Origin of the sequence: Streptomyces camelliae (assembly GCF_027625935.1) — a bacterium.
GTDB classification, from domain to species: Bacteria; Actinomycetota; Actinomycetes; order Streptomycetales; family Streptomycetaceae; genus Streptomyces; species Streptomyces camelliae.
In genome coordinates, this window is the sequence record NZ_CP115300.1 from 8,240,965 (window position 1) to 8,261,579 (window position 20,615).

The window sequence follows — 20,615 nt, forward strand, 5'->3', positions numbered from 1 at the left end:
GGTGAGCAACCAGGCGAGCAACGAAGCCCGAGTGATCCCGCTGCGACCGGCGCCCGCCCGCCCGCAGCTGCCCGAGCCGGAGCCCCGGGAGGCCGCGAAGGAGCCCCTGTGGCGCGATCTGGTCGGTGAGGTGCTGCGGCGCGAGCGGCGAGCGCAGGACCGCACCCTGAAGGACGTGGCCGACGCGGCCCGGATCTCGCTGCCCTACCTGTCCGAGGTCGAGCGCGGCCGCAAGGAGGCCTCCTCGGAGGTCCTCGCCGCCGCCGCGCACGCCCTCGGTCTGGACCTCGGCGACCTGCTGTCGCTGGCGCACGGCGAGCTGACCCGGCGGACAAGGTCGCACCGCCGCCCGGCCGGCGCGCCGCACCGGCCCTACAACGGACTCTGCCTGGTCGCCTGACCCGGCGCCCGGCACACGTCCGCACCGGCCCGAGGGACCTCACGTCTCCGGCGGCTGCCGGGGGAGCTCACTTCTCCCGCAGCTGCCGGAAGAACGCCCGCACATCGCCGACCAGCAGGTCCGGCTCCTCCATGGCCGCGAAGTGCCCGCCCCGGTCGAACTCCGTCCAGCGCACGAGGTTCTCGGTCCGCTCCGCCCGGTGCCGTAGCGGAAGCTGGAGCTCGGCCGGGAACACGGCGAGCGCCGTCGGCGCCGTGGACGGCTCGGCGGGCTCGGCCCTGCGACCGGTGGCGTGCGCCCGTTCGTAGTAGATGCGCGCCGACGAACCGGCCGTGCCGGTCAGCCAGTACAGCATCACGCCGGTGAGCATCCGGTCCCGGTCCACCGCCTCCTCCGGCAGTTCCTCGGAGTCCGTCCACGCCCGGAACTTCTCGACGATCCAGGCGAGTTGACCGACCGGCGAGTCCGTCAGCGCATAGCCGAGGGTGTGCGGCCGGGTGGACTGCAGAGCGGCGTACGCGCTGTCCTCGCGGGACCAGTCCGCCCACCGGCGCCAGGACCGCAGCGTCCGCTCCCGCTCCTCGGGCCCGAGCGCGGCCAGCTCCTCCTCGGTCGGCTCGGCCGTCGCCTGCGCGCCGGGCAGCAGATTGAGGTGGACGCCGATGATCCGGTCCGGGTGGGCGCGGCCCAGCTCGCGGGAGATCGCCGCGCCCCAGTCGCCGCCCTGCGCCCCGAACCGCTCGTAGCCGAGCCGCCGCATCAGCTCCACCCAGGCGTCGGCCACCCGGCCCGCCTCCCAGCCCGGCTCGGTGGTGGGCCCGGACAGCCCGAAGCCGGGGATGCCGGGCATGACGACATGGAAGGCGTCGGCCGGGTCGACGCCGTGCGCCACCGGGTCGGTGAGCGGGCCGACGACGTCCAGGAACTCCACGAGCGAGCCCGGCCAGCCGTGGGTCAGCAGCAGCGGGGTGGCGTCCGGTTCGGGCGAGCGGACATGGGCGAAGTGGACATTTGCGCCGTCGACCGTGGTGGTGAACTGCGGCCACCGGTTCAGCTCGGCCTCGGCCGCGCGCCAGTCGTACGTGTGCCGCCAGTAGTGGACGAGCTCCCGGAGATAGCCGGCCGGGACGCCGTACTCCCAGCCCGCGCCGGGCAGCTCGGCGGGCCAGCGGGTGCGGTCGAGGCGGTCGTACAGGTCGTCGAGGTCGCTCTGCGGCACCGACAGCCGGAAGGGTTCGATGCGCTCGCCGGATGTCTCGCCAGGTGTGGAGGTCATGATCCGGATGCTAGGCGGGAACGCGCGCTCACCCAGGTGGATTTTCCGCCGGTCCGGCCGATGAGTTTCGCCGCGCGGAGCGGTCGATACAGATGACTGTGTTCCCCGCCCAGGAGGTATCCATGACCACCGACGGTTTCGTCACCTGTCTCTGGTTCGACGGCCGGGCCGAGGAGGCCGCCGAGTTCTACGTCTCGGTCTTCAAGAACTCCAGCGTCGGCCGTGTCAGCCGCTACACCGAGGCCGGGCCCGGTGAGACCGGCTCCGTGCTGACCGTCGAGTTCACGGCCAACGGCCAGAGGTTCATCGCGCTCAACGGCGGCCCCCAGTTCACGTTCAACGAGGCCGTCTCCTTCCAGATCCTGTGCGCCGACCAGGAGGAGATCGACTACTACTGGACCAAGCTCACCGAGAACGGCGGCGAGCCCGGCCCCTGCGGCTGGCTCAAGGACAGGTACGGCGTCTCCTGGCAGGTCGTCTACGACCGGCTGTCCGAGATGATCCACGACCCCGACCGGGAAAAGGTCGACCGTGCCATGAAAGCCATGATGGCCATGGGCAAACTGGACGTCGCCGCGCTCGACAGGGCGTACGCGGGGGAGTAGCCGCAGGCGCTTGTCATCCGGCCTCGGCGAGGATCTCGGCGATGACATGCCGGGAGTTCTCCGCCAGCGCCGGATTGGTGGCCCAGTAGTACGGCAGCTGGATCAGCGAGATCGACAGGGCCCAGCCGCGGCCGCGCGCCCACTGGGCGTCGTCGGCGCCGACAGCCTCGCGGAAGGCGTCCCGGGCGCTCGCCGGCAGCAGGTTCCAGGCGACGATCAGATCCACGGCCGGATCGCCGACGCCGGCGCAGCCGAAGTCGATCACGGCGGTCAGCCGGCCGCCGTCGACCAGCACATTGCCGGGAGAGAGGTCTCCGTGGGCCCACACGGCGGGCCCGGTGTGGTCCGGGGCGTCGAGGGCCCGCTCCCACAGGGCGGTGACCGCGTCGGTGTCGATACGTCCGCCCAGTTCGGAGATGGCCGTGCGGGTCGGCTCGTCCCGTTCCCGGAGCGGACCGGCCCGGTAGCCGGGCGGTGCGTCCCGCGGGTCGACACGGCGCAGCGCGCGGACGAACGCCCCGAGATCCGCGGCGAGTCGGCCGGGTCCCCGGATGGCCGTAGGCACCGGATTGTGTCCCTCCAGCCACCGGTAGACGGACCACGGCCAGGGGAACTCCCCGTCAGGTTCCCCGATCCCGAGCGGCTCGGGCACGGCCACCGGAAGGTGCGGCCCGAGCCGGGGCAGCCAGTGCTGCTCGTGCAGCACGTCCGGTACGGCGCCGGGCCGCCGGGGCAGCCGTACCAGCAGATCGGCGCCGAGCCGGAACATGGCGTTCTCGGTGCCGGAGGACACGAGGCGCCGTACCGGCAGGCCGGCCCAGTGCGGGAACCGGCGGGCGACCAGCCGGCCGACCAGCGGGGCGTCGAGGGGAACCTCGTCCGCGTGCATACGCGGCGGTGGGGTGAAGGCGTTCATCGCCGGCCATCCCAGCGCCTCGGCGCCCGCGCTGTCGACCGGATTTCGGTACGGCCGATCACCTTCGGCCTAGATACGGTCCGCCACGATCAGCAGATACTGGAAGCTGCCGTTGCGGTAGGCGTCCAGGAACGCGTCCTCGATGCCCGTCACCAGATGGTCGGCCTCCTTGCGCAGCTCCCAGTACGGGATCGTCGCGTCGGTCAGGTCCTCGACATGGACCGGCACCAGCCGGTTCTTGGCCATCGCGCGGAAGTACTCCGACCTCGGGTGGATGTCGCAGATGTAGTGCGCGTTGATCAGGGACACCTCGCGCGAGGCCCGGCCGTAGGTGTCGTTGTAGCAGCCGGTGATCGTCACATAGCGGCCGCCGCGGCGCAGCAGCCGGGCGTGCTCGGCGAACAGCAGGTCCAGCTCGACGTACATCGTGGACTCGTTGTTCCACGAGGCCGCGTACGCCCCCGACTCGAAGCCGGTGTCCAGCATGTTGCGGTGGTGGTAGCGCACCTTGTCGCCGACGCCCCGCTTGCGGGCCATCTCGTTGGCGAAGTCGCACTGCTTGGCGGAGATCGTGACCCCGTCGGCGTGGCAGCCGTGGCGCAGGTTCGCCACGATGCTGCCGCCGCCCCGGCCGCAGCCGGCGTCGAAGACCCGGTCGTCCGGGGTGAGCGGGCCGAGGTGCGAGGCCAGTACCTCGGCCTGGGCGTGCTCCAGGCGGTGCAGCTCGCCGGTGATCCGCTCCTTGCGCAGCTCGGGGTCGGGTTCGTCGAGCACCGACCGGTCGGCCTCACCGATGCCGTAGTGATGGTGGTACAGATCGTCGATCTTGCCGAGTTCGAGGTTGACCGGGTTCTCCTCGGCGTTCCAGTAGTCCGCGACCCGGTTCTGGTAGATGGACTGGGTCGGGACCGGAACCACGTGGGGTCGGGCGGGGGCGGTGGTCAACGATGACTCCTTCGGTACGGATGTGACGGTGTTGCGGAGAGGCTGAAGGCACCCGTGGCCGGGCGCATCACCAGTAGTCGGGCAGGTGGTAGCGGTTGCTGTTGGTGGCGTGCCACTCGTGGTTGCCGGAGACCCAGGCGGCCAGGCCCTCGGCGTAGCGCGCGATCAGGGGCGAGGTGGCGGACAGGGTGGCCGACTCCTCCTCGAAGGCCTCCATGACCTGGTTGTGGATCTCGACGGACTTCAGATAGGCCGCCTTCAGCCCGCATCGGTCGTTGGCGGCGACCACCTGCGGCAGATTGAGGTGGTCCGGATCGCTCGCCAGCTCCTTGGTGAAGGAGTACAGGTCGTTCACGATGGTGGTGGCGTTGCAGGCCAGGGCGGTGATCCGCTGGATCTCCGGGCTGGCGTAGAGCTGCTCGGGCAGTTCGTAGCCGTCCACGGCGTCGACCAGCGACAGACAGGGGCGGAAGTTGTTGAACTGCCGCATGACCAGGTACTCCCAGATCCGGGGCGTGTACCGGGTCTCCATCCAGGCGGCCTCGCCGAGATAGCCCAGGTGCAGCCGGGCCATGTCGTGCACGAACCGGTCGGTCTGGCTGGGCGTGGCGAAGGTGGCGTAGTCCGCGAGGGCGTGGTGGTACGAGCGCAACGCGGGGTCGGCCTGGAGGCCCTCGCGCCACTCGGCCTCCAGCTCCGGGACGCCGTGGAAGGGGTCGAGCGCCGACTGGGCGATGATCAGCGGGCCGCCGAGGCCGCGCCGCGATCCGCCCCGGCCCTCGTCCTCCTCGCAGTAGCAGGAGTCCACGATGTTCTCGGCGAGCAGCAGCTTGCCCGCGGCGGTGAGCCGGTCCAGGTCGAGGCCGCCCGGGTGCTGCAGGACGACGGCCCGGCCGCACTGGAAGTCCGAGAAGTCGCCCGTCCAGGACTCGGGGAACAGATCCAGCTCCCGGGCCCAGGCCTCCAGCCGGCGGTCGATCTCGGCGGCCTTCTCCGGGTCGGCGGGCACGGCCGGCCGGTGGCGCAGGCCGGGGATCACACCGGTGCGCCGGGCCGGGCGCAGGGCCTGGGCGATGTTCGGCGGGCCGGGCAGTGTGTAGGCGGTGGTGGGTGTGCTCATGGCGTGCTCCAGGCCCCTCAGTCGGCGGTCCGGCCGAGCTGGACGTTCTCCAGGATCCCGGCCGCGTCGGGCACGAGGATCGCCATCGAGTAGTAGGCGGTGACCAGGTAGTTGATGACGGCCTGCTCGTTGATGCCCATGAAGCGGACGTTCAGGCCCGGCTGGAACTCCTCCGGGATGCCGGTCTGGTACAGGCCGATGACGCCCTGGTCGGCCTCGCCGGTGCGCAGCGCGATGATGCTCGTGGTGTGGTCGTCGCTGATCGGGATCTTGCTGCACGGGTAGATCGGCACCCCGCGCCAGGCCGGCACCTCGTGCCCGTCGACGCTCGCGGTGCCGGGCACCAGACCGCGCCGGTTGCACTGGCGGAAGAAGGCCGCGATCGCCTTCGGGTGGGCGAGGAACACCTTGGTCTTGCGCCGCATGGACAGCAGCTCGTCCATGTCGTCCGGGCAGGGCGGGCCGGTGAAGGTGCTGATCCGCTGGCCGTAGTCGACGTTGTGCAGCAGCCCGAACTCGCGGTTGTTGACCAGCTCCCACTCCTGGCGCTCGCGGATCTCCTCCACGGTCAGGCGCAGCTGCTGCTGCGTCTGGTCCATGGGGTGGTTGTAGAGATCGGCGATGCGGGTGTGCACCCGCAGCACGGTCTGGGTGAGGGACAACTCGTATTCGCGCGGGGCGAGTTCGTAGTCCACGAAGCCGCCCTGCAGGGTCGGCTCGCCGGTGTGGCCGGCCTGCACCGGCACCTCGGCCTCGCCCTTGCGGTTCATGGGCCTGCGCTGCCGCTCGACGTACGCCTGGAGGTGCGCGGCGAGGGACGGCGCCCGGTCGGTGACCTCCCGGACGACGTTCCAGGGCAGGGCGAGGACCACGCCCGGGGTGTCGGCCCGCACCGAGGACAGCCACAGCGGGTCGGACTGGCCGACCGCCTCGTCGCCCATCTGGTCGCCCGCGGTGACGACCCCGGTGATCTCCTCGTCGCCGTACTTGCCGTTGGTGAAGCGGGTGAAACGGCCGTGGACGACGAGGTACGCCTCGGTCACGGGCTGGCCCGCCTCGAACAGCACCTGCCCGGCGCGCACCTCGCGGGGCTGGAAGCGTCCGGCGATCTCCTGCAGGACCTCGCCGTCGGGGTAGCCACGCAGGATCGGCAGCTCGGTCAGGGTCTCCGGGATCACCCGGATGTCGTCGGCGCCGTTGTGCTCGAAGTGCACCCGGCCGCGTCCGGTGCGCAGCTGGAGCCGGCGGTTGACCCGGTAGGTGCCGCCCTTGACGTCCACCCACGGCAGGGTCTTCAGCAGCCATCGGGAGGTGATGGCCTGCATCTGCGGTTCGGACTTGGTGGTGGTGGTGAGCTGGCGTGCCGCCCGGGTGCTCAGGCTGGTGAGCTGTCCGTCCGGGTCGGGGACGGGTTCATCGATGACGGAACCGGTGGCGTCCGGTGTGGACACATTCCCTCCAGCGGGGCGCAACGGGGGTGACGGGATTGGTCGGTGGTGCTCCGGGTGGAGCTGCGCACGGATCAGCCAAACAGGCCGGATGATCACCGGGTAAGGCGTGAAAGGGGCGGTTGAGCGCGCGGGTTGTGCAAACTCGCCGTTCGCGTCAAACAGTCGGCGCGCGGCTGTGTGCACGCTTCCGGTCGCCTCCGCGCAGAGGTTTCTTGGCCGCCCTTCACCCGTCCGGGCGAACTGATCGTGCCCGGAACATTACTCTCCGCGACCTTCCGGGCGGGCGGCTCCGGCCCCGGCCGCTCGGCGCGCGGGCCGACGGGTGGATGGCTAGCGTGAGCAGCGGGGTGGGCAAGCGGGAGTAACCGGGCTATACAGCACCAGGAGGGCCGTGACCATGGCCGTGCAACCCGAGGGAACGCCCTGTTGGGCCGACGCGATGTTCAGTGACGTCGAGGGAGCCAAGCGCTTCTACGGCGACGTCCTCGGCTGGACCTTCGGCGAGTCGTCGCCGGAGTACGGCAACTACACGCAGGCCTATGCGAACGGCAAGGCGGTGGCCGCCGTCGTCCCGCCCATGCCCGGCCAGGAGGGCCAGTCGCGATGGTGCCTCTACTTCGCCTCGCCGGACGCCGCCGCCACCGCCCGGAAGATCCGGGACAACGGCGGCGAGGTGCTGATGGAGCCGATGAAGGTCGGCGACTTCGGCACCATGTGTCTGGCCCGGGAGCCCAGCGGAACCGTGTTCGGCGTCTGGCAGGGCGGCACCCACGAGGGCTTCGAGGCGATCGGGACCCCGGGCGCCTACTGCTGGGCCGAGGTCTTCACCCGGGAACCGGAGAAGGCCGACACCTTCCTGTCCGCCGTCTTCCCGTACCGGATGAAACAGATGGAGGACCAGGCGATCGACTACCGGATGTTCGACGTGGCCGGCCGGACCGTGCTCGGCCGGATGAAGATGACCGACGACTTCCCGCCCGAGGTGCCGTCGTACATCAATCTCTATTTCAGCGTCGACGACTGCGACCAGGCGGTGGAGCGCGCCGTCAAGCTCGGCGGCGTCCTGCGCTTCGGGCCGATGAGCAGCCCCTTCGGCCGGTTCGCGGCGCTGAGCGACCCGCAGGGCGCGGACTTCTCGGTGATCGACACCGCGACCACCGAAGGGGAGATGCCGGCGGTCAGGGACGTCTGAGGGCGGTGCGCGCGACCGGCGGGGTGCCGGGAAGGCCGTCCGCGCGCCCATGGCATGATCGTGCGCATGCGTGAACGTGTGGTGGCCGCGTGCGACGGGGCTTCGAAGGGAAACCCCGGACCGGCCGGATGGGCATGGGTGGTCTCCGACGACGAGCGGACCCCCGCCCGCTGGGAGGCCGGCCCGCTCGGCCGGGCCACCAACAACGTCGCCGAACTCACCGCCCTGGAGCGTCTGCTCTCGGCGGTCGAGCCGGATGTGCCGCTGGAGATCCGCATGGACTCCCAGTACGCGATGAAGGCCGTCACCACCTGGCTGCCCGGCTGGAAGCGCAACGGCTGGAAGACGTCCGCCGGCAAACCCGTCGCCAACCAGGAACTCGTCGTCCGCATCGACGCGCTCCTCGACGGCCGCACGGTCGAGTTCCGCTACGTCCCGGCCCACCAGGTCGACGGCGACCCGTTGAACGACTTCGCCGACCGCGCGGCCAGCCAGGCGGCCTCCGTGCAGGAGGAGGCCGGCAGCGCGCTCGGCTCCCCGGAGCCGCCGGCCTCGCCCGACACCCCGAAGGCGGCCGCCCCGCGGAGGAAGGCGCTCCGCCGCGCCGGCGGCGGGGCCTCCTCCCGCACGATCAAGGCGAAGTTCCCCGGCCGCTGCCTGTGCGGCCGCGCCTACGCGGCCGGCGAGTCCATCGCCAAGAACGCGCAGGGCTGGGGCCACCCGGAGTGCCGTACCGCCGAGGCCTGATCGGCCTGCCTCAGCTGTCGAAGGTGTAGAACTTCGTGTGGTCCAGCAGGTCCGCCGGGCGTACGTCGTCCCACGGCTTCATCGTCTCGTCCAGGTCGACGACGTCCGGCGTGCCGCCCGTCGGGACGTAGCCCGCGTCCGGGTGCCGGCGCTGCCATTCGGCCCACAGCTTGTCGACGTAGGCGTGGTGCAGCCAGAACACCGGGTCGTTGGGGGAGACCCCGGTGGCCATCTGCCCGCCGACCCAGACATGGACCCGGTTGTGCAGATTGACCCCGCGCCACCCCTCCAGGTTGTTGCGGAAGCCGTCCGACGCACTGTTGTAGGGCGCCATGTCGTACGTCGACATGGACAGCACCGACTCCACCTCCGCACGGGTCGGCAGCTCGCGCACGGCCGTGCCGAGCGAGCGGCGCAGGAACGTACGGCCGTCCACCCGCACGTTCATCGGCCAGTTGCCGGCCGCCGCTGCGAACGGGCCGTCCATCACCCGGCCGTCCGTACTGCGCCCGGTGCCGCCGAGGAAGTCCGGCGCCCACAGCGAGGCGCGCACGGTGCGGTCCGAGCTCCAGTCCCAGTACGGCAGGGCGACCGAGGAGTCCACCGACTGCAGCGCCTGTTCGAAGTCGAGCAGGAATCTGCGGTGCCAGGGCAGGAAGGACGGGGAGCGGTGGCCGGTGCGCTCGCCGGTGTCGGTGTCCGACATGATGAACTCGTTGTGCGTGCGGACGAAGTCGTCGTAGCGTCCGCTGCGCTTGAGCGCGAGGACCGCGTCGACGAAACGCTTCTTCTCGTCGGTGGTCAGGGCGGCCTGGTTCTTGCGTACGGTCATGGTGCGCGATGCTCCGAAAATCCTTGCGGGGGCGGTCAGTTGGCGGGGAAGGGCAGCAGCGGGGCGCCCTGGAGCTCGTCCACCGCGGCCCGGGCGGCGGCGCGCGGGGTGGCCACCGGGTCGTAGTGGCTGACGATGCTGATCCAGGTGCCGTCGGCGTTCCGCATCAGGTGCAGCTGGACCCCGTCGATCAACACCTCGAATCCGCCGCCGTGTTCGTGGTGGTGGCCGCCCCCGCCCATCGGGCGGCCCTGTATCCGGCGGCCCTTGTAGACCTCGTCGAAGGTCTCGGGCATCGGCATGGGGTGCGTGTGGTCGGCGGCCGAGGCGGCGGTCGCGGCGACGCCCACGGCGGTGGCCGTCACGGCCAGGGCGGCCGCGGCGGTGAGCGCGCGGCGACGGCTGATGTCGGGCATGCGGGTCCTCCTGGAGGGTGCTTTCCGTGGTGACGACGCATGCCTATCGAGGCCTTCGGGGCCGGGCGAAATCGCTCGGAACCGGTTGGCTGTGATCCGGACAAGTAACCACATGTCGTGCAGAGTTGAACGAAGTTGATCTTGCTGCCGTCGATGGCGATCCGCTCCGGAACAGGGAATTCCTTGCCTCGCCGGCCGTCTTTTCGGTGATCTTTCTCGGGTTCCGTCCGTCCGAGTGGCTCTGCTCACCACGCCAAACTGACGCGATCGAAGGGCTCGCCCCGCCTGCTACCCTGCGGTCCCGTCCGACCACGTTCAGTGATGTACAGGGGTGTCTGCGTGAAGGTCGTCTGTGCCGGGGGCGGGCCCGCAGGTCTGTACCTCGCCATCCTGCTGAAGCGGCTGAACCCGTCGCACGACATCACCGTCCACGAGCGCAACCCCGAGGGCTCGACCTACGGCTGGGGCGTGACGTACTGGCGCGGCCTCCTCGACCGGCTCCAGGAGCACGACCCCGACTCGGCGCGGGCGATCGCGGACGCCTCCGTCCGCTGGAGCGAAGGCGTCGCCCACGTCCGCGGCCTGTCCACCCGTCACCACGGGGACGAGGGCTTCGGCATCGGCCGCCACCGGCTGCTCGGCCTGCTCGCCGACCGGGCCCGCGCGCTCGGCGTGCGGCTGGAGTACGAGAGCGAGCTCACCGAACCGCCCGCGGGCGCCGACCTCGTCGTCGCCGCCGACGGAGTGCACAGCGCCCTGCGCGCCCGGCACGCCGACGCCTTCGGCACCGAGATCAGCGCGGGCCGCAACCACTACATCTGGCTCGGTACCACCAAGGTCTTCGACGCCTTCACCTTCGCCTTCACCGAGACCGCCCACGGCTGGATCTGGGCCTACGGCTACGGCTGCGGCGACGGGCACAGCACCTGCGTCGTCGAGTGCGCCCCGGAGACCTTCACCGGCCTCGGCCTGGACCGGACCGACGAGGCGGAGGGGCGTGCGCTGCTGGAGCGGCTCTTCGCGGACGTCCTCGACGGCCACCGGCTCATCGGCCGTCCCGGCGCGGGCTGGCTGACCTTCCGCACCCTGACCAACCGCACCTGGCACAGCGGCAACCTGGTGCTGCTCGGCGACGCGGCCCACACCACTCACTACTCCATCGGCGCCGGCACCACCCTCGCCCTGGAGGACGCCATGTGCCTCGCCGACGCCCTGCACAGCCACGCCGGCCTCTCCGAGGCCCTCGCCGCCTACGAACGCCGCCGCATGCCCGAGCTGTTGTCCGCGCAGAGCGCCGCCCGCTACAGCGCCCGCTGGTACGAGAACCTGCCCCGCTACATCGACCTGCCCCCGCACCGGATGTTCGCCCTGCTCGGCCAGCGCCACTCACCGCTGCTGCCGTACGTCCCCCCGCAGGTGTACTACGGCCTCGACAAGGCGGCCGGACAACTGGAGGCGCTGCGCCGGTTCAAGCGGTGGCTCGGCCCGCGGGCGGCCGGCGCCCTGCACGCCCGGTCCGCCCCCCGCCGCGGCTAGCCGGACCCCCGATCCCCCCGAAATCCCCCCACCGAACCCCCCACACGCAAGGAACCCGCCCATGACCGTGCCCGAAGTGTTCGACCAGACCGCCTCCGGCTACAGCGTGCAACGCGCCTACTGGCTGGCCCGCGCGGCCGAGCTCGCCTACAAGGACCGTGCCGTCATCGAGGACCAGGCCGCGAAGTGGGGCTTCGGCCAGGTGCGGCACCACGAGACCCGGTTCACCCCGCCGTTCCCGCTGCAGGACACCCAGGCGTACACGATGGCCGGCGACCGGATGATCGTCACCGCGTTCCGCGGCACCGAACCCACCCAGATCAAGGACTGGCTCACCGACGCCACGACCCCGCCGGTCACCGGCCCCGGCGGCAACGGACACGTCCACCACGGCTTCGCCGAGGCCCTGCGCTCGGTGTACCCGGACATCGCCGACACGCTCGCGGACCTGCGTACCGACGGACAGACCCTGTACTTCACCGGGCACAGCCTGGGCGGCGCCCTCGCCATGCTCGCCGGCGCCCGGATGTACCTGGAGAAGCCGCACCTCGCGGCCGACGGCATCTACACCTTCGGCCAGCCGCGCACCTGCGACCCGGTGCTCGCCGAGGCGTTCCACCAAGGCCTCGGCCGGTGCACGTACCGCTTCGTGAACAACAACGACATCGTCCCCCAGCTGCCGCCCGAGCCCGTCTTCACCCATGTCCGGGCGCTGCGCTACATCGACTCCAAGGGCAAGCTGCACGAGAGCATGCCGATGTTCTCGGCCCTCACCGACCGGGCGGCGGGGCTGACCGCCGACGTCTTCGCGCCCGCGTCCGACGGAATCCGCGACCACTTCATGCACAACTACCTGGCGGCCCTGGAGAAGAACCTGGGCTGAGCCGGGGTCGACGGACCGGCCGCTCCGACGAGGCCGCCGCGGCGCTGCGGGCCGCGGGGGCCGAGGCCTGCCGCGGCGAGCTGGCCGACCCCGAGGGCCTGGCCCGTGCGGCAGGCGCCGCCGGCGGTGTCGTCCACCTGGCCTTCGTCCACGACTTCGGCGCCATCCATGCGGCGGGCGCCACCGACCTGCGGGCCATCGAGGCCATCGGCGCCGCCCTGGCCGGCTGCGCTTCAGGTCGCGTCAACTCGATCGTGTGATGGTTGGCGTTCGGGCTTGTGGCGGTCTGGGCCGTTCGGGCTAACCGGCCTCCCGGGACCGGACCACGGACAGGATTCGTGTCGCCGCGTCGGGGTTGAGGACGCCGGGGACCAGTGCGCCCAAGACCGTTCGGGGCGTGCTGCTGAGCAGGCTTACCCCTGCTCAGCCCACAGGAACGGTGCCCTTCCGGGATCTCGCGGAGGTCATCGGCCGGCACCTCGGCGTGCCCGTCACCGGGGTCTCCCCGGAGCGGGCCGACGAGCACTTCGGCTTCCTCGGCCGGTTCGCCGGGGCCGACATGCCCGCGTCGAGCGCGCTGACCCGCACGCTCCTCGGCTGGGATCCGCGCGAGACCGGATTCCTCGCGGACCTGGACGAGGGGCACTACTTCCAGGCCCAGTCGGCTTCCAGGCCTGGTCGGCGCAGCAGCCGGTCCAGGAAGGCATTGCCGAACACCCGGTGCGGATCGAGGCGGTCGAGGGTCGTGACCGCCCGTGTCCACACCTGCCGGCCGAAGGTCCCGGGCACGACGGTGCCGAGCACCTCCGGGTCGCTCCAGACGGAGCCGTCGGTGTACGCCCAGCCCTTGGACCACTCCGCACGGGCGAGGGCGTACCCGCCGTCGTAAGCGCCGAGCAGGAACCGCTCCAGCTCGCGCAGGAACGCCTCCGCGTACGGCGTGCCGGGCAGCGTCAGCACGTCCAGCCACACCGCGGTGTCCCACTCGGGATGCTCCGCGCTCGGCCGCAGCGCCGACAGCAGCGGGATCCGCGCCCCGGGCACACCGCTGTCGGCCGGATCGTCCAGGCCGGTCACCCGGATCTCCACCGAGCCGTTGACCGGGAAGCGGCCCCGCGCGGCGTACGCGGCGAGCAGTTCCCGGTAGTGACGGGTGAACTCGTGGACCACGCGCTGCACTCCGGTCCGCGAGGTGAGCACCGCGTACCCGTTCGCGGTCACCCTGAGCGTGGTCGGCCGCAGATACAGCAGCGTGTTCTTCGACGGCCCCCACAGATCGGCGGAGCCGGTGGCCGCCAGCCCGAGCCTGGCCACCGTGAGCTGCGCGGTGCCCAGCTCCGGTGCCAGATACCAGCCCGCGCCCGCGACCAGCCGCCCCACCAGGTCGGCCACGAGCGTCGGCACACTGTCCGAGAACGGGTAGTTGTACGGCGAGGTGACGTGCCGTGAGCCGGCCGGGCGGACCGGCGTGACGCTCCACTCCTTCAGCCACGGGAACTCGGTGAAGGCGAACCAGATCGCCTCGACCCGGCCCGAGCGGCGCAGAAAGCTCTCCAGAGTGCGCCCTCCGGAGCCGGGCGCCGCGAACAGTTCGCGGGCCGGGATGTCCGTACGGCTGACACAGCGCAGGTCGCTGTCCGGGCCGGCCCGCAGCACCACCTCGGTGACGAAGGCCCGGCCGAGGTGGGTCAGCAGTGCGGCGCAGTCCGCCTCCTCCCGGCGGAAGGTGCGCAGGACGTACGCCCCGCGGTCCGCGTCCCACACCACCGCCGTCAGCTCCAGGACGCGGTTGCTGAGCGAGCCGTACGTGCTTCCCGGCGGCGGGCGTTCGCCGTCGGCCGGTACGGCGGTGCCGTGCGCGTCGATCGCCAGGGCGCCGCCGAGGGTCAGGTCGCCGGGCGCGGGTGTCGCGGTGAGGCCCAGCCCGTGCCCCTCCAGGAAGGTGAGCAGGGCCTCCAGGGTCACCCCGGTGCCGGCGCGGACCGCCGAGCCGGATTCCAGGGCCAGGCCGGTCAGATGAGGGGTGGTGTCGATCAGCAGGGTCCGGGTCCGCGCCGTCGTCCCCTCGGTGATCGTGAGCGGTGACCAGCCGTGCGAACTGCCCCGCGCGCGGACCCGCCAGCCGCCGCGCCACGCCCAGTTCACCACGGCGAGCACCTGCTCCGGCCCGGTCGGGGCGCAGGCCCACAGCCCGTCGGCGGTGATCTCGCCCACCCAGTTGCGGTAGGCCGAGCGGTAGAGCGTCACCTCGGCCGGAAACCCGGGGAGTTCGGCTGCGGCGACCGCCGGGTCGGCCGCGAGCAGGACCGGTACGGCGGCGAACGCGGCGGCGCCGCGCAGCAGACCGCGACGGCTGACCGCACCCGAACCACCGTGCACAGAAGGGAAGTTGGCCGACGTGTCCATGGAACGATCGATCACGGGCTCACCGTAAGGGCGCGCTTGACGCCCACCGTGCTCTTGTCCACCCAGATCACCCATGTGGGTGAAAAGCGTACCGTCGACGTACAGACAGCGTGCCGGAGCGGCCCGTTCCGCGCCGGCCGGTTCCGGATGCCACACTGGCGCCATGGACGAACGCGAATTCGGCAGGCCGGGCCAGTGGGCCTCGGTGGTCGGTCTCGGCACCTGGCAGCTGGGCGCCGACTGGGGCGACGTGGACGACAAACAGGCCGTGGCCGTCCTGGAGGCGGCGGCCGAGTCGGGGGTCACCTTCTTCGACACGGCCGATGTGTACGGCGACGGGCGCAGCGAGGAGACCATCGGCTCGTTCCTGCGCGGCCGCCCCGATCTGCATGTGCTGGTGGCCACCAAGATGGGCCGCCGGGCCGAGCAGCTCCCCGAACACTACGTCCTGGACAACTTCCGCGTCTGGAACGACCGTTCGCGCCGCAACCTCGGTGTCGACCGCATCGACCTCGTCCAGCTGCACTGCCCGCCGACGCCCGTCTACTCCTCCGACGCGGTCTACGACGCGCTGGACACGCTCGTCGCGGAGGAGCGGATCGCGGCGTACGGGGTGAGCGTGGAGACCTGCGCCGAGGCGCTGACCGCGATCGCCCGGCCGAACGTGGCGAGCGTGCAGATCATTCTCAACCCGTTCCGGATGAAGCCGCTGTACGAGGTGCTGCCCGCCGCCCGCGAGGCCGGGGTCGGCATCATCGCGCGCGTGCCGCTCGCCTCCGGCCTGCTGTCCGGCAAGTACACCAAGGACACGGTGTTCGCGGCCGACGACCACCGCACCTTCAACCGGCACGGCGAGGCCTTCGACCAGGGCGAGACCTTCTCCGGCGTCGACTACGAGACCGGTGTCGAGGCGGCCGCCGAGTTCGCCGCACTCGCCCCCGAGGGGTACACCCCGGCCCAGCTGGCGCTGCGCTGGATCATCGAGCAGGAGGGCGTCACGACGGTCATCCCCGGCGCCCGCACCCCCGAGCAGGCCCGCGCCAACGCGGCCGCCGCCAAGCTGCCGCCGCTGCCCGAGGAGACGTTCACCGCGATCCGCGAGCTGTACGACCGCCGGATCAAGGACCAGGTCGAACGGCGCTGGTAGTCGTCCGGGCGACCGCCGTTTGCCGGGTGGCCACCGTTTGAACGAACGGCCGGACGGTTACCCGCACCGCATGACGGAGGACGGAGGACGCAGGGGGCGGCACGAGACCGAGGAGGAGCGGGCCGACCGGATGTGGGGTGAGCTCATCCAGGAGGTCCGGGTCGCCCAGACGGGCGTGCAGATCCTGTTCGGCTTCCTGCTGACCGTCGTCTTCCAGCCCAAGTACGACCGGCTTTCCCACAGTGACCAGGTCATCTACATCGTGACCGTCGTCCTCGGCGCCTGCGCGACCGGCGCCCTGGTCGGACCGGTGTCCCTGCACCGCCTCGTCTCCGGCTTCCGGGTCAAGCCGCGGGCGGTGCGGCTGGCGTCCCGGATGACGTTCGTCGGCCTGCTGCTGCTCCTCGCGACGATGACGTCCGCCCTGCTGCTGATCCTCCGGGTCGCCACACACGCCGGCTTCGTGCCGTACCTCGTGGCGGCCGTCGTCGCGTGGTACCTGCTCTGCTGGTACGCGCTGCCGCTGTGGGCCCGCCGCCGGCACCCGGTCCGCCCCGGCGACCGGGCCCCGGACCTGCCGCCGGGCGGCCCGGGCCCCGGACGCCGCCAGGGCCGGACGTAGGGCCGGGTCATGATCTCCTGGTGTGCCCGGACGGGTCGGCGAAGTAGGCGTCACGGCCGCCGAAGAGGCGGTTGACGCGCCCGTTTCGCCGTGGTGGGGATCGGCGAAGCAGGTGACGCCGAGCGCCTCCAGACGGGTGACTGGAACGGCTGCCCGCCGAGATCGGCGGGCCCGGCGCGGGAAGCGGGGCGGAATGCGCTGCGGTCACGGCGGGGCTCCTCGGCTCGGGGCGGCACCGGAACCTCATCGTGGCGCCGGGCGGGGGCACGGGCACGAGTACGGCAGCTCACCCCCGTGGGTGCGCACCGCTCAGTCCCGCGGCCGCTCCTCGCGCGCTCCGCGCAGCGCGGTCAGGCAGGTGCCGATGGCCTGCTGGAGCTCCTCCAGGCGCTGGACCATGTCGTCCTCGTAGAAGTCCTGGGCGTCGTCGAAGGTCAGCTCCTCGAACGCCTTGGTGGCCTTCTGCAGGCTGCTGTAGAACCTGGTCCGCCGCTCCTGGACCCGCAGCTCCGGATCGGCCTCGACCGCCTCGACGACCAGCGACCTCATGGTGTCGTAGGCCTCGGTGGCCCACTCGCCGGTGTCCTCGGTCTCCTCCAGCTCGTCGATCAGCGACAGATGCCGCTCGGCCTCCTCGCGCAGCTCGGCGGGGGCCTCGACGGTCTGTCCGGCGGGCGTCCTGATCTGCCCGGACTCGGCGATCTGGCGGACGTAGCCGATCCGGTCGGCGGCCCGGCTCTCGGTCGCGACGGCCTTCTTCAGGTCGTCGGTGCGCACGACGTCCCGCGCCAGCTCGGCCTGCAGCTCGGGGTCCTCCCGGAGCCGGTCCAGCAGGGCGGTGCGGGCGGCGCGGGCGGTGGAGGGGTCGGCCAGGATCGCGGCGCGCAGCGCGGTCGGGTTCTCGGCGACCTCCAGGGCCTTGGTGGGGCGGATGCCCTCGGCCTCGGCTGCCTCGGCGATCGCGGTGCCGCGCTCGGAGGTCGCGCTGTTGCGGGAGACGTAGTAGCTCAACCACACGTCGGCATCCGGCAGTTCGACCTCCTGTCCGGGTTCCAGGGTCTCGAACTGCGGCACGAGCCCGTCGTCGGCGGCCCGGTCCCAGGCCTTGTAGTGACGCATGACCCGCTCCGGGGAGCAGCCGGCCAGCTGCGCGAACTCCTTCGCCGACACCTTCGGCGTCTCGCCGGCGGCCTGCCCGCCCGGCCGCACACTGCGGGCCACCATCAGCGCGAAGGCCCAGCCTCCGGTGCGCGCGTAGACGCCGAACTCACGCGCGTCGCGCGCCACGAGGTCGGACAGCGGCGCCGCGGCCGGGGCGGACGTCTCGGACGGGTCGATGGCCAGGGTCACGGATGACTCTCCTGCGAGGATGTCGAGGGACCGCACCCGGGGCGGGTACGGACAGGAAAGCCTATATGGACGCGTTGGCCATGCTTTGGCAGACCCGGGCGGACCCGGCCGGCCCGGGTCAGCCGAAGGCTTCCCGCAGCGCGGGCAGCAGGGTCTTCGCCGACCAGTCCAGGTACGCGGACTGTGCGTCGCCGCCGATCTGCACCAGGGCGATCTCCCCGAACCCGGCCTCGGCGTAGGGCCGTACGGCGTCCACGAAGGCGTCCGGGTCGTCGCCGCACGGGATCGCGGCGGCGACGTCGTCCTCGTCCACGAACCGGGTCGCGGACTCGAAGGAGTCCGGGTGCGGCAGCTCGGCGTTCACCTTCCAGCCGAGCCCGAACCAGCGGAACTGGGAGTGGGCGCGCTTGACGGCCGTGTCCCGGTCGGGGTCGTAGCAGACCGGCAGCTGACCGACACGGGGTTTGCCGCTGCCGCCGTGCCGGTCGAAGGCCGCCAGCAGCCCCGGCTTCGGTTCGGTCGCGATGACCAGGTCGGCGAGGTGCCCGGCGAGCTCGCAGGACTGCTCGCCGGAGACGGCGATGCCGATCGGCGGCGGCTGCTCCGGCAGGTCCCACAGCCGGGCGGAGTCCACGTCGTAGTACGGCCCGTGGTGGGTGACATGACCGCCGGCGAACAGCGCGCGGATGATCCCCACGGCCTCTTCGAGCATCTCGTGCCGCACGTCCACGGGGGGCCAGCCGCCGCCCACCACATGCTCGTTCAGGTTCTCGCCCGCGCCCAGGCCGAGCCGGAACCTGCCCTGCGACAGCAGCTGCACCGTGGCCGCCTTCTGCGCCACGATCGCCGGGTGGTAGCGGAGGATGGGGCAGGTCACGAAGGTCATCAGCGGGATCCGCGAGGTGGCCTGGGCGGCGGCGCCCAGCACACTCCACGCGTACGAGGAGTGGCCCTGCGAGCGCAGCCACGGAAAGTAGTGGTCGGAGATCACCGAGAAGTCGAAGCCGGTCTCCTCGGCCCGCACGAGGTGGTCCACGAGGTCCCGGGGCCCGGTCTGCTCCGTCATCATCGTGTATCCGATGTGCACCATGACCGGCGAGTCCCCACGCCCGGGGACCGGAAACGGACCACCGGCACCGGTCAGTCCCGCGGCTCGCGGAACGTCGCCAGGAACGTCTTCAGCGCCAGCCGGTTCGCGGCGTCGTCCCAGGTCGCGGCCGGGGTGGTGAAACGCAGCGAGAAGCTGCGCCCGCCGCCGAGCAGGAAGCCGCGCCCGAAGGTGTGCACCCGGGCGCTCCCCGTCCCCGACAGCCACTCCAGGTCGGCGGCCTTGTGGCCCCGATAGGTCGTGGCATGTGCGTCGGCCACGTCCTGGTAGCCGGGGAGCCGCTCCAGGTGCGGTTCGACGTCGTCCTGCCAGACGGCGACCGGGTCCGGGCCGGCGTGCTCGCTGTAGGTGACGGCGAGCGTGGGGGAGGAGCCGCCCGTGCCGAAGGTGATGCGGTAGGAGTCCGTGACGCGCGTGGTGACGAGCCGCTTCCAGCCGTCCGGCAGTGCCACCGAGAAGCCCTCCGGGGCCGTGTAGCGGTGGTATCCGGCGGGCAGCGCGGCCGGGGCCGCCGCCGACGCGGTCGGCGTGGGGGTCGGCGTGGGCTTCGCGGAAACGGAGGGCCGCTCGGCCGGGGCGGCCGGGGTGACCGGTGCCGCGGAGGTGGCGGGCCGGTCCGGCGCGTGGGCGGTGCCGGTGCCCGGCAGCTGGTGGGTGACGGCCAGGGCGGTGACCGCCACGGTGACCACGGCCAGCGCGCTGCCGGCGGCCAGCACCCGTCTGCCGTGCACCCCGCCGGGGAGCCGCACGCTCGGGTGGACACCGCGCAGCCGGGGCACGGGGGCCGCCGGCTGGTCCGCCTCGCCGTCGCCGTCCAGCGCCCGGGTCAGGGCCGCGCGGACCACCTGCCGGGTCAGCCGCTCCCGCGAGCTCTTCCGCAGCAGCCCCTGCACGGCCTGGTTGAGCGGGCCCGCGCGCAGCGGGGTGCGCAGCGGCAGCCGGTCCACCGCCTTCAAGGTGGCCTCGGGCCTGCCCCGGTCCCGGTACGGCGGCCGGCCCTCCACCATCGTGTACAGCAGCGCGCCCAGTGCCCACAGGTCGGCGGCCGGGCCGATCCGCTCGTCGCGGGCCTGCTCCGGCGAGGCGTACGACGGTGCCGTGAGCCGGGGCACCAGGGTCGCCCCGGCCAGCCCGAACCCGGTGACGATCACCGGGCCGCCCTCCGGGACGAAGACCTGGCCGGGGCTGAGCTCGCCATGGGTGATGCCCTCGTCGTGTGCGGCCTGGAGCACGTCGAGCAGCTCCAGGCCGATCCGGGCCGAGCGCACGGGGTTGAACGCACCCTCGCGGTCGAGGAGTTCGGTGAGCGGTGTGCCGTCGATCCACTCGGTGACCGTCCACAGGGTGCCGGCCTCCACCACGGCGTCCACGACCGCGGCGACCTGGGCGGGGCGCAGCAGCCGCATGGTCTCCGAGGTCCGGACGACCCGGGCCGTGACCCGGCGCACGGTGTCGTCGGTGAACGGCTCCGGCAGGGCGGTCTGGGCCACCAGCCGGGGCTGGTCCGCCGTCACGTCCTCGGCGTACCACCACAAGCGGTTCGTCTCGCGGGCGAAGACCTCCAGGAGCCGGTACCGTCCGGCGACCAACTCGTGTGCGGAGACGTGCGCCTTGACCATGGTCATCCCTCGCTGAAACCCCTGTTCCGTGTCTCCCAGGGGTA

The 20,615-nt window shown here is 72.0% G+C and carries 20 protein-coding genes and 1 pseudogene; 8 read left to right on the top strand and 13 right to left on the bottom strand.

Annotated features, from left to right (window positions below; genetic code table 11):
* Position 1: 1 nt before the first annotated feature.
* A complete protein-coding gene (locus O1G22_RS37830) occupies positions 2–400 on the top strand; it encodes a helix-turn-helix domain-containing protein (RefSeq protein ID WP_270085432.1) in 399 nt (132 codons plus the stop codon).
* Positions 401–467: 67 nt separating this feature from the next.
* Here the strand turns inward: O1G22_RS37830 and O1G22_RS37835 are convergent, their stop codons facing one another.
* Positions 468–1,676, bottom strand: a complete 1,209-nt coding sequence (locus tag O1G22_RS37835) for an epoxide hydrolase family protein (RefSeq protein WP_270085433.1) — start codon at positions 1,674–1,676, stop codon at positions 468–470.
* 122 nt (positions 1,677–1,798) lie between these two features.
* Between O1G22_RS37835 and O1G22_RS37840 the strand changes: the two genes are divergently transcribed.
* Positions 1,799–2,281, top strand: coding sequence for a VOC family protein (locus O1G22_RS37840; protein WP_270085434.1), 483 nt, complete (start codon positions 1,799–1,801; stop codon positions 2,279–2,281).
* Between the two features lie 13 nt (positions 2,282–2,294).
* On the opposite strand, the gene O1G22_RS37845 is transcribed toward O1G22_RS37840, so the two are convergent.
* From O1G22_RS37845 to O1G22_RS37860, 4 genes are all read right to left on the bottom strand, one after another.
* Positions 2,295–3,197 (bottom strand): aminoglycoside phosphotransferase family protein, encoded by a 903-nt coding sequence (locus tag O1G22_RS37845; RefSeq protein ID WP_270085435.1) that lies wholly within the window; start codon positions 3,195–3,197, stop codon positions 2,295–2,297.
* Between the two features lie 69 nt (positions 3,198–3,266).
* A complete protein-coding gene (locus O1G22_RS37850) occupies positions 3,267–4,142 on the bottom strand; it encodes a geranyl diphosphate 2-C-methyltransferase (RefSeq protein ID WP_225096063.1) in 876 nt (291 codons plus the stop codon).
* A 67-nt stretch (positions 4,143–4,209) separates the two neighbouring features.
* On the bottom strand, positions 4,210–5,262 hold the full coding sequence (locus O1G22_RS37855; protein WP_270085436.1) for a family 2 encapsulin nanocompartment cargo protein terpene cyclase: 1,053 nt from the start codon (positions 5,260–5,262) through the stop codon (positions 4,210–4,212).
* 17 nt (positions 5,263–5,279) lie between these two features.
* A complete protein-coding gene (locus O1G22_RS37860) occupies positions 5,280–6,713 on the bottom strand; it encodes a family 2B encapsulin nanocompartment shell protein (protein WP_270085437.1) in 1,434 nt (477 codons plus the stop codon).
* A 397-nt stretch (positions 6,714–7,110) separates the two neighbouring features.
* On the opposite strand from O1G22_RS37860, the gene O1G22_RS37865 reads away from it, so the two are divergent.
* Together O1G22_RS37865 and O1G22_RS37870 are read left to right on the top strand one after the other, a co-directional pair.
* Positions 7,111–7,905: a VOC family protein gene (locus O1G22_RS37865; protein WP_270085438.1), complete on the top strand. Its 795-nt coding sequence runs from the start codon at positions 7,111–7,113 to the stop codon at positions 7,903–7,905.
* Between the two features lie 54 nt (positions 7,906–7,959).
* Complete coding sequence (locus O1G22_RS37870; RefSeq protein ID WP_270085439.1) at positions 7,960–8,652, top strand: ribonuclease H family protein; 693 nt, start codon at positions 7,960–7,962, stop codon at positions 8,650–8,652.
* Between the two features lie 10 nt (positions 8,653–8,662).
* Here the strand turns inward: O1G22_RS37870 and melC2 are convergent, their stop codons facing one another.
* Positions 8,663–9,484, bottom strand: coding sequence for a tyrosinase MelC2 (gene melC2, locus O1G22_RS37875; protein WP_270085440.1), 822 nt, complete (start codon positions 9,482–9,484; stop codon positions 8,663–8,665).
* Positions 9,485–9,519: 35 nt separating this feature from the next.
* The gene (gene melC1 / locus O1G22_RS37880; RefSeq protein WP_270085441.1) at positions 9,520–9,900 is read right to left on the bottom strand and encodes an apotyrosinase chaperone MelC1; all 381 of its coding nucleotides are present in this window, start codon (positions 9,898–9,900) and stop codon (positions 9,520–9,522) included.
* 339 nt (positions 9,901–10,239) lie between these two features.
* Here melC1 and O1G22_RS37885 point away from each other — a divergent pair, with 339 nt between their 5' ends.
* Together O1G22_RS37885 and O1G22_RS37890 are read left to right on the top strand one after the other, a co-directional pair.
* Positions 10,240–11,436 (top strand): FAD-dependent monooxygenase, encoded by a 1,197-nt coding sequence (locus O1G22_RS37885; protein ID WP_270085442.1) that lies wholly within the window; start codon positions 10,240–10,242, stop codon positions 11,434–11,436.
* A 61-nt stretch (positions 11,437–11,497) separates the two neighbouring features.
* On the top strand, positions 11,498–12,319 hold the full coding sequence (locus O1G22_RS37890; RefSeq protein ID WP_270085443.1) for a lipase family protein: 822 nt from the start codon (positions 11,498–11,500) through the stop codon (positions 12,317–12,319).
* On the opposite strand, the gene O1G22_RS37895 is transcribed toward O1G22_RS37890, so the two are convergent.
* Both O1G22_RS37895 and O1G22_RS37900 read right to left on the bottom strand, forming a co-directional pair.
* Positions 12,286–12,489, bottom strand: a complete 204-nt coding sequence (locus O1G22_RS37895) for a hypothetical protein (protein WP_270085444.1) — start codon at positions 12,487–12,489, stop codon at positions 12,286–12,288. The genes O1G22_RS37890 and O1G22_RS37895 overlap by 34 nt on opposite strands.
* 475 nt (positions 12,490–12,964) lie before the next feature.
* Complete coding sequence (locus O1G22_RS37900) at positions 12,965–14,725, bottom strand: cholesterol oxidase substrate-binding domain-containing protein (RefSeq protein WP_270086645.1); 1,761 nt, start codon at positions 14,723–14,725, stop codon at positions 12,965–12,967.
* A 163-nt stretch (positions 14,726–14,888) separates the two neighbouring features.
* Between O1G22_RS37900 and O1G22_RS37905 the strand changes: the two genes are divergently transcribed.
* Together O1G22_RS37905 and O1G22_RS37910 are read left to right on the top strand one after the other, a co-directional pair.
* Complete coding sequence (locus tag O1G22_RS37905) at positions 14,889–15,872, top strand: aldo/keto reductase (protein WP_270085445.1); 984 nt, start codon at positions 14,889–14,891, stop codon at positions 15,870–15,872.
* 70 nt (positions 15,873–15,942) lie between these two features.
* Positions 15,943–16,494 (top strand): DUF6328 family protein, encoded by a 552-nt coding sequence (locus O1G22_RS37910; protein WP_270085446.1) that lies wholly within the window; start codon positions 15,943–15,945, stop codon positions 16,492–16,494.
* Here the strand turns inward: O1G22_RS37910 and O1G22_RS37915 are convergent.
* The 4 genes and pseudogenes from O1G22_RS37915 to O1G22_RS37930 form a co-directional block, all read right to left on the bottom strand.
* A pseudogene (locus O1G22_RS37915) lies at positions 16,482–16,635 on the bottom strand (VOC family protein); the annotation flags it as partial. The gene O1G22_RS37910 and the pseudogene O1G22_RS37915 sit on opposite strands and share 13 nt — an antisense overlap.
* A gap of 168 nt (positions 16,636–16,803) precedes the next feature.
* Entirely contained in the window at positions 16,804–17,844 is a 1,041-nt protein-coding gene (locus tag O1G22_RS37920; protein ID WP_270085447.1) for a hypothetical protein, read from the bottom strand.
* Between the two features lie 118 nt (positions 17,845–17,962).
* Complete coding sequence (locus O1G22_RS37925) at positions 17,963–18,934, bottom strand: LLM class F420-dependent oxidoreductase (protein ID WP_270085448.1); 972 nt, start codon at positions 18,932–18,934, stop codon at positions 17,963–17,965.
* Positions 18,935–18,984: 50 nt separating this feature from the next.
* Positions 18,985–20,577 carry a serine/threonine-protein kinase gene (locus O1G22_RS37930; protein WP_270085449.1) on the bottom strand — a complete coding sequence of 531 codons (1,593 nt, stop codon included), beginning with the start codon at positions 20,575–20,577 and terminating at the stop codon, positions 18,985–18,987.
* Between the last annotated feature and the right edge of the window lie 38 nt (positions 20,578–20,615).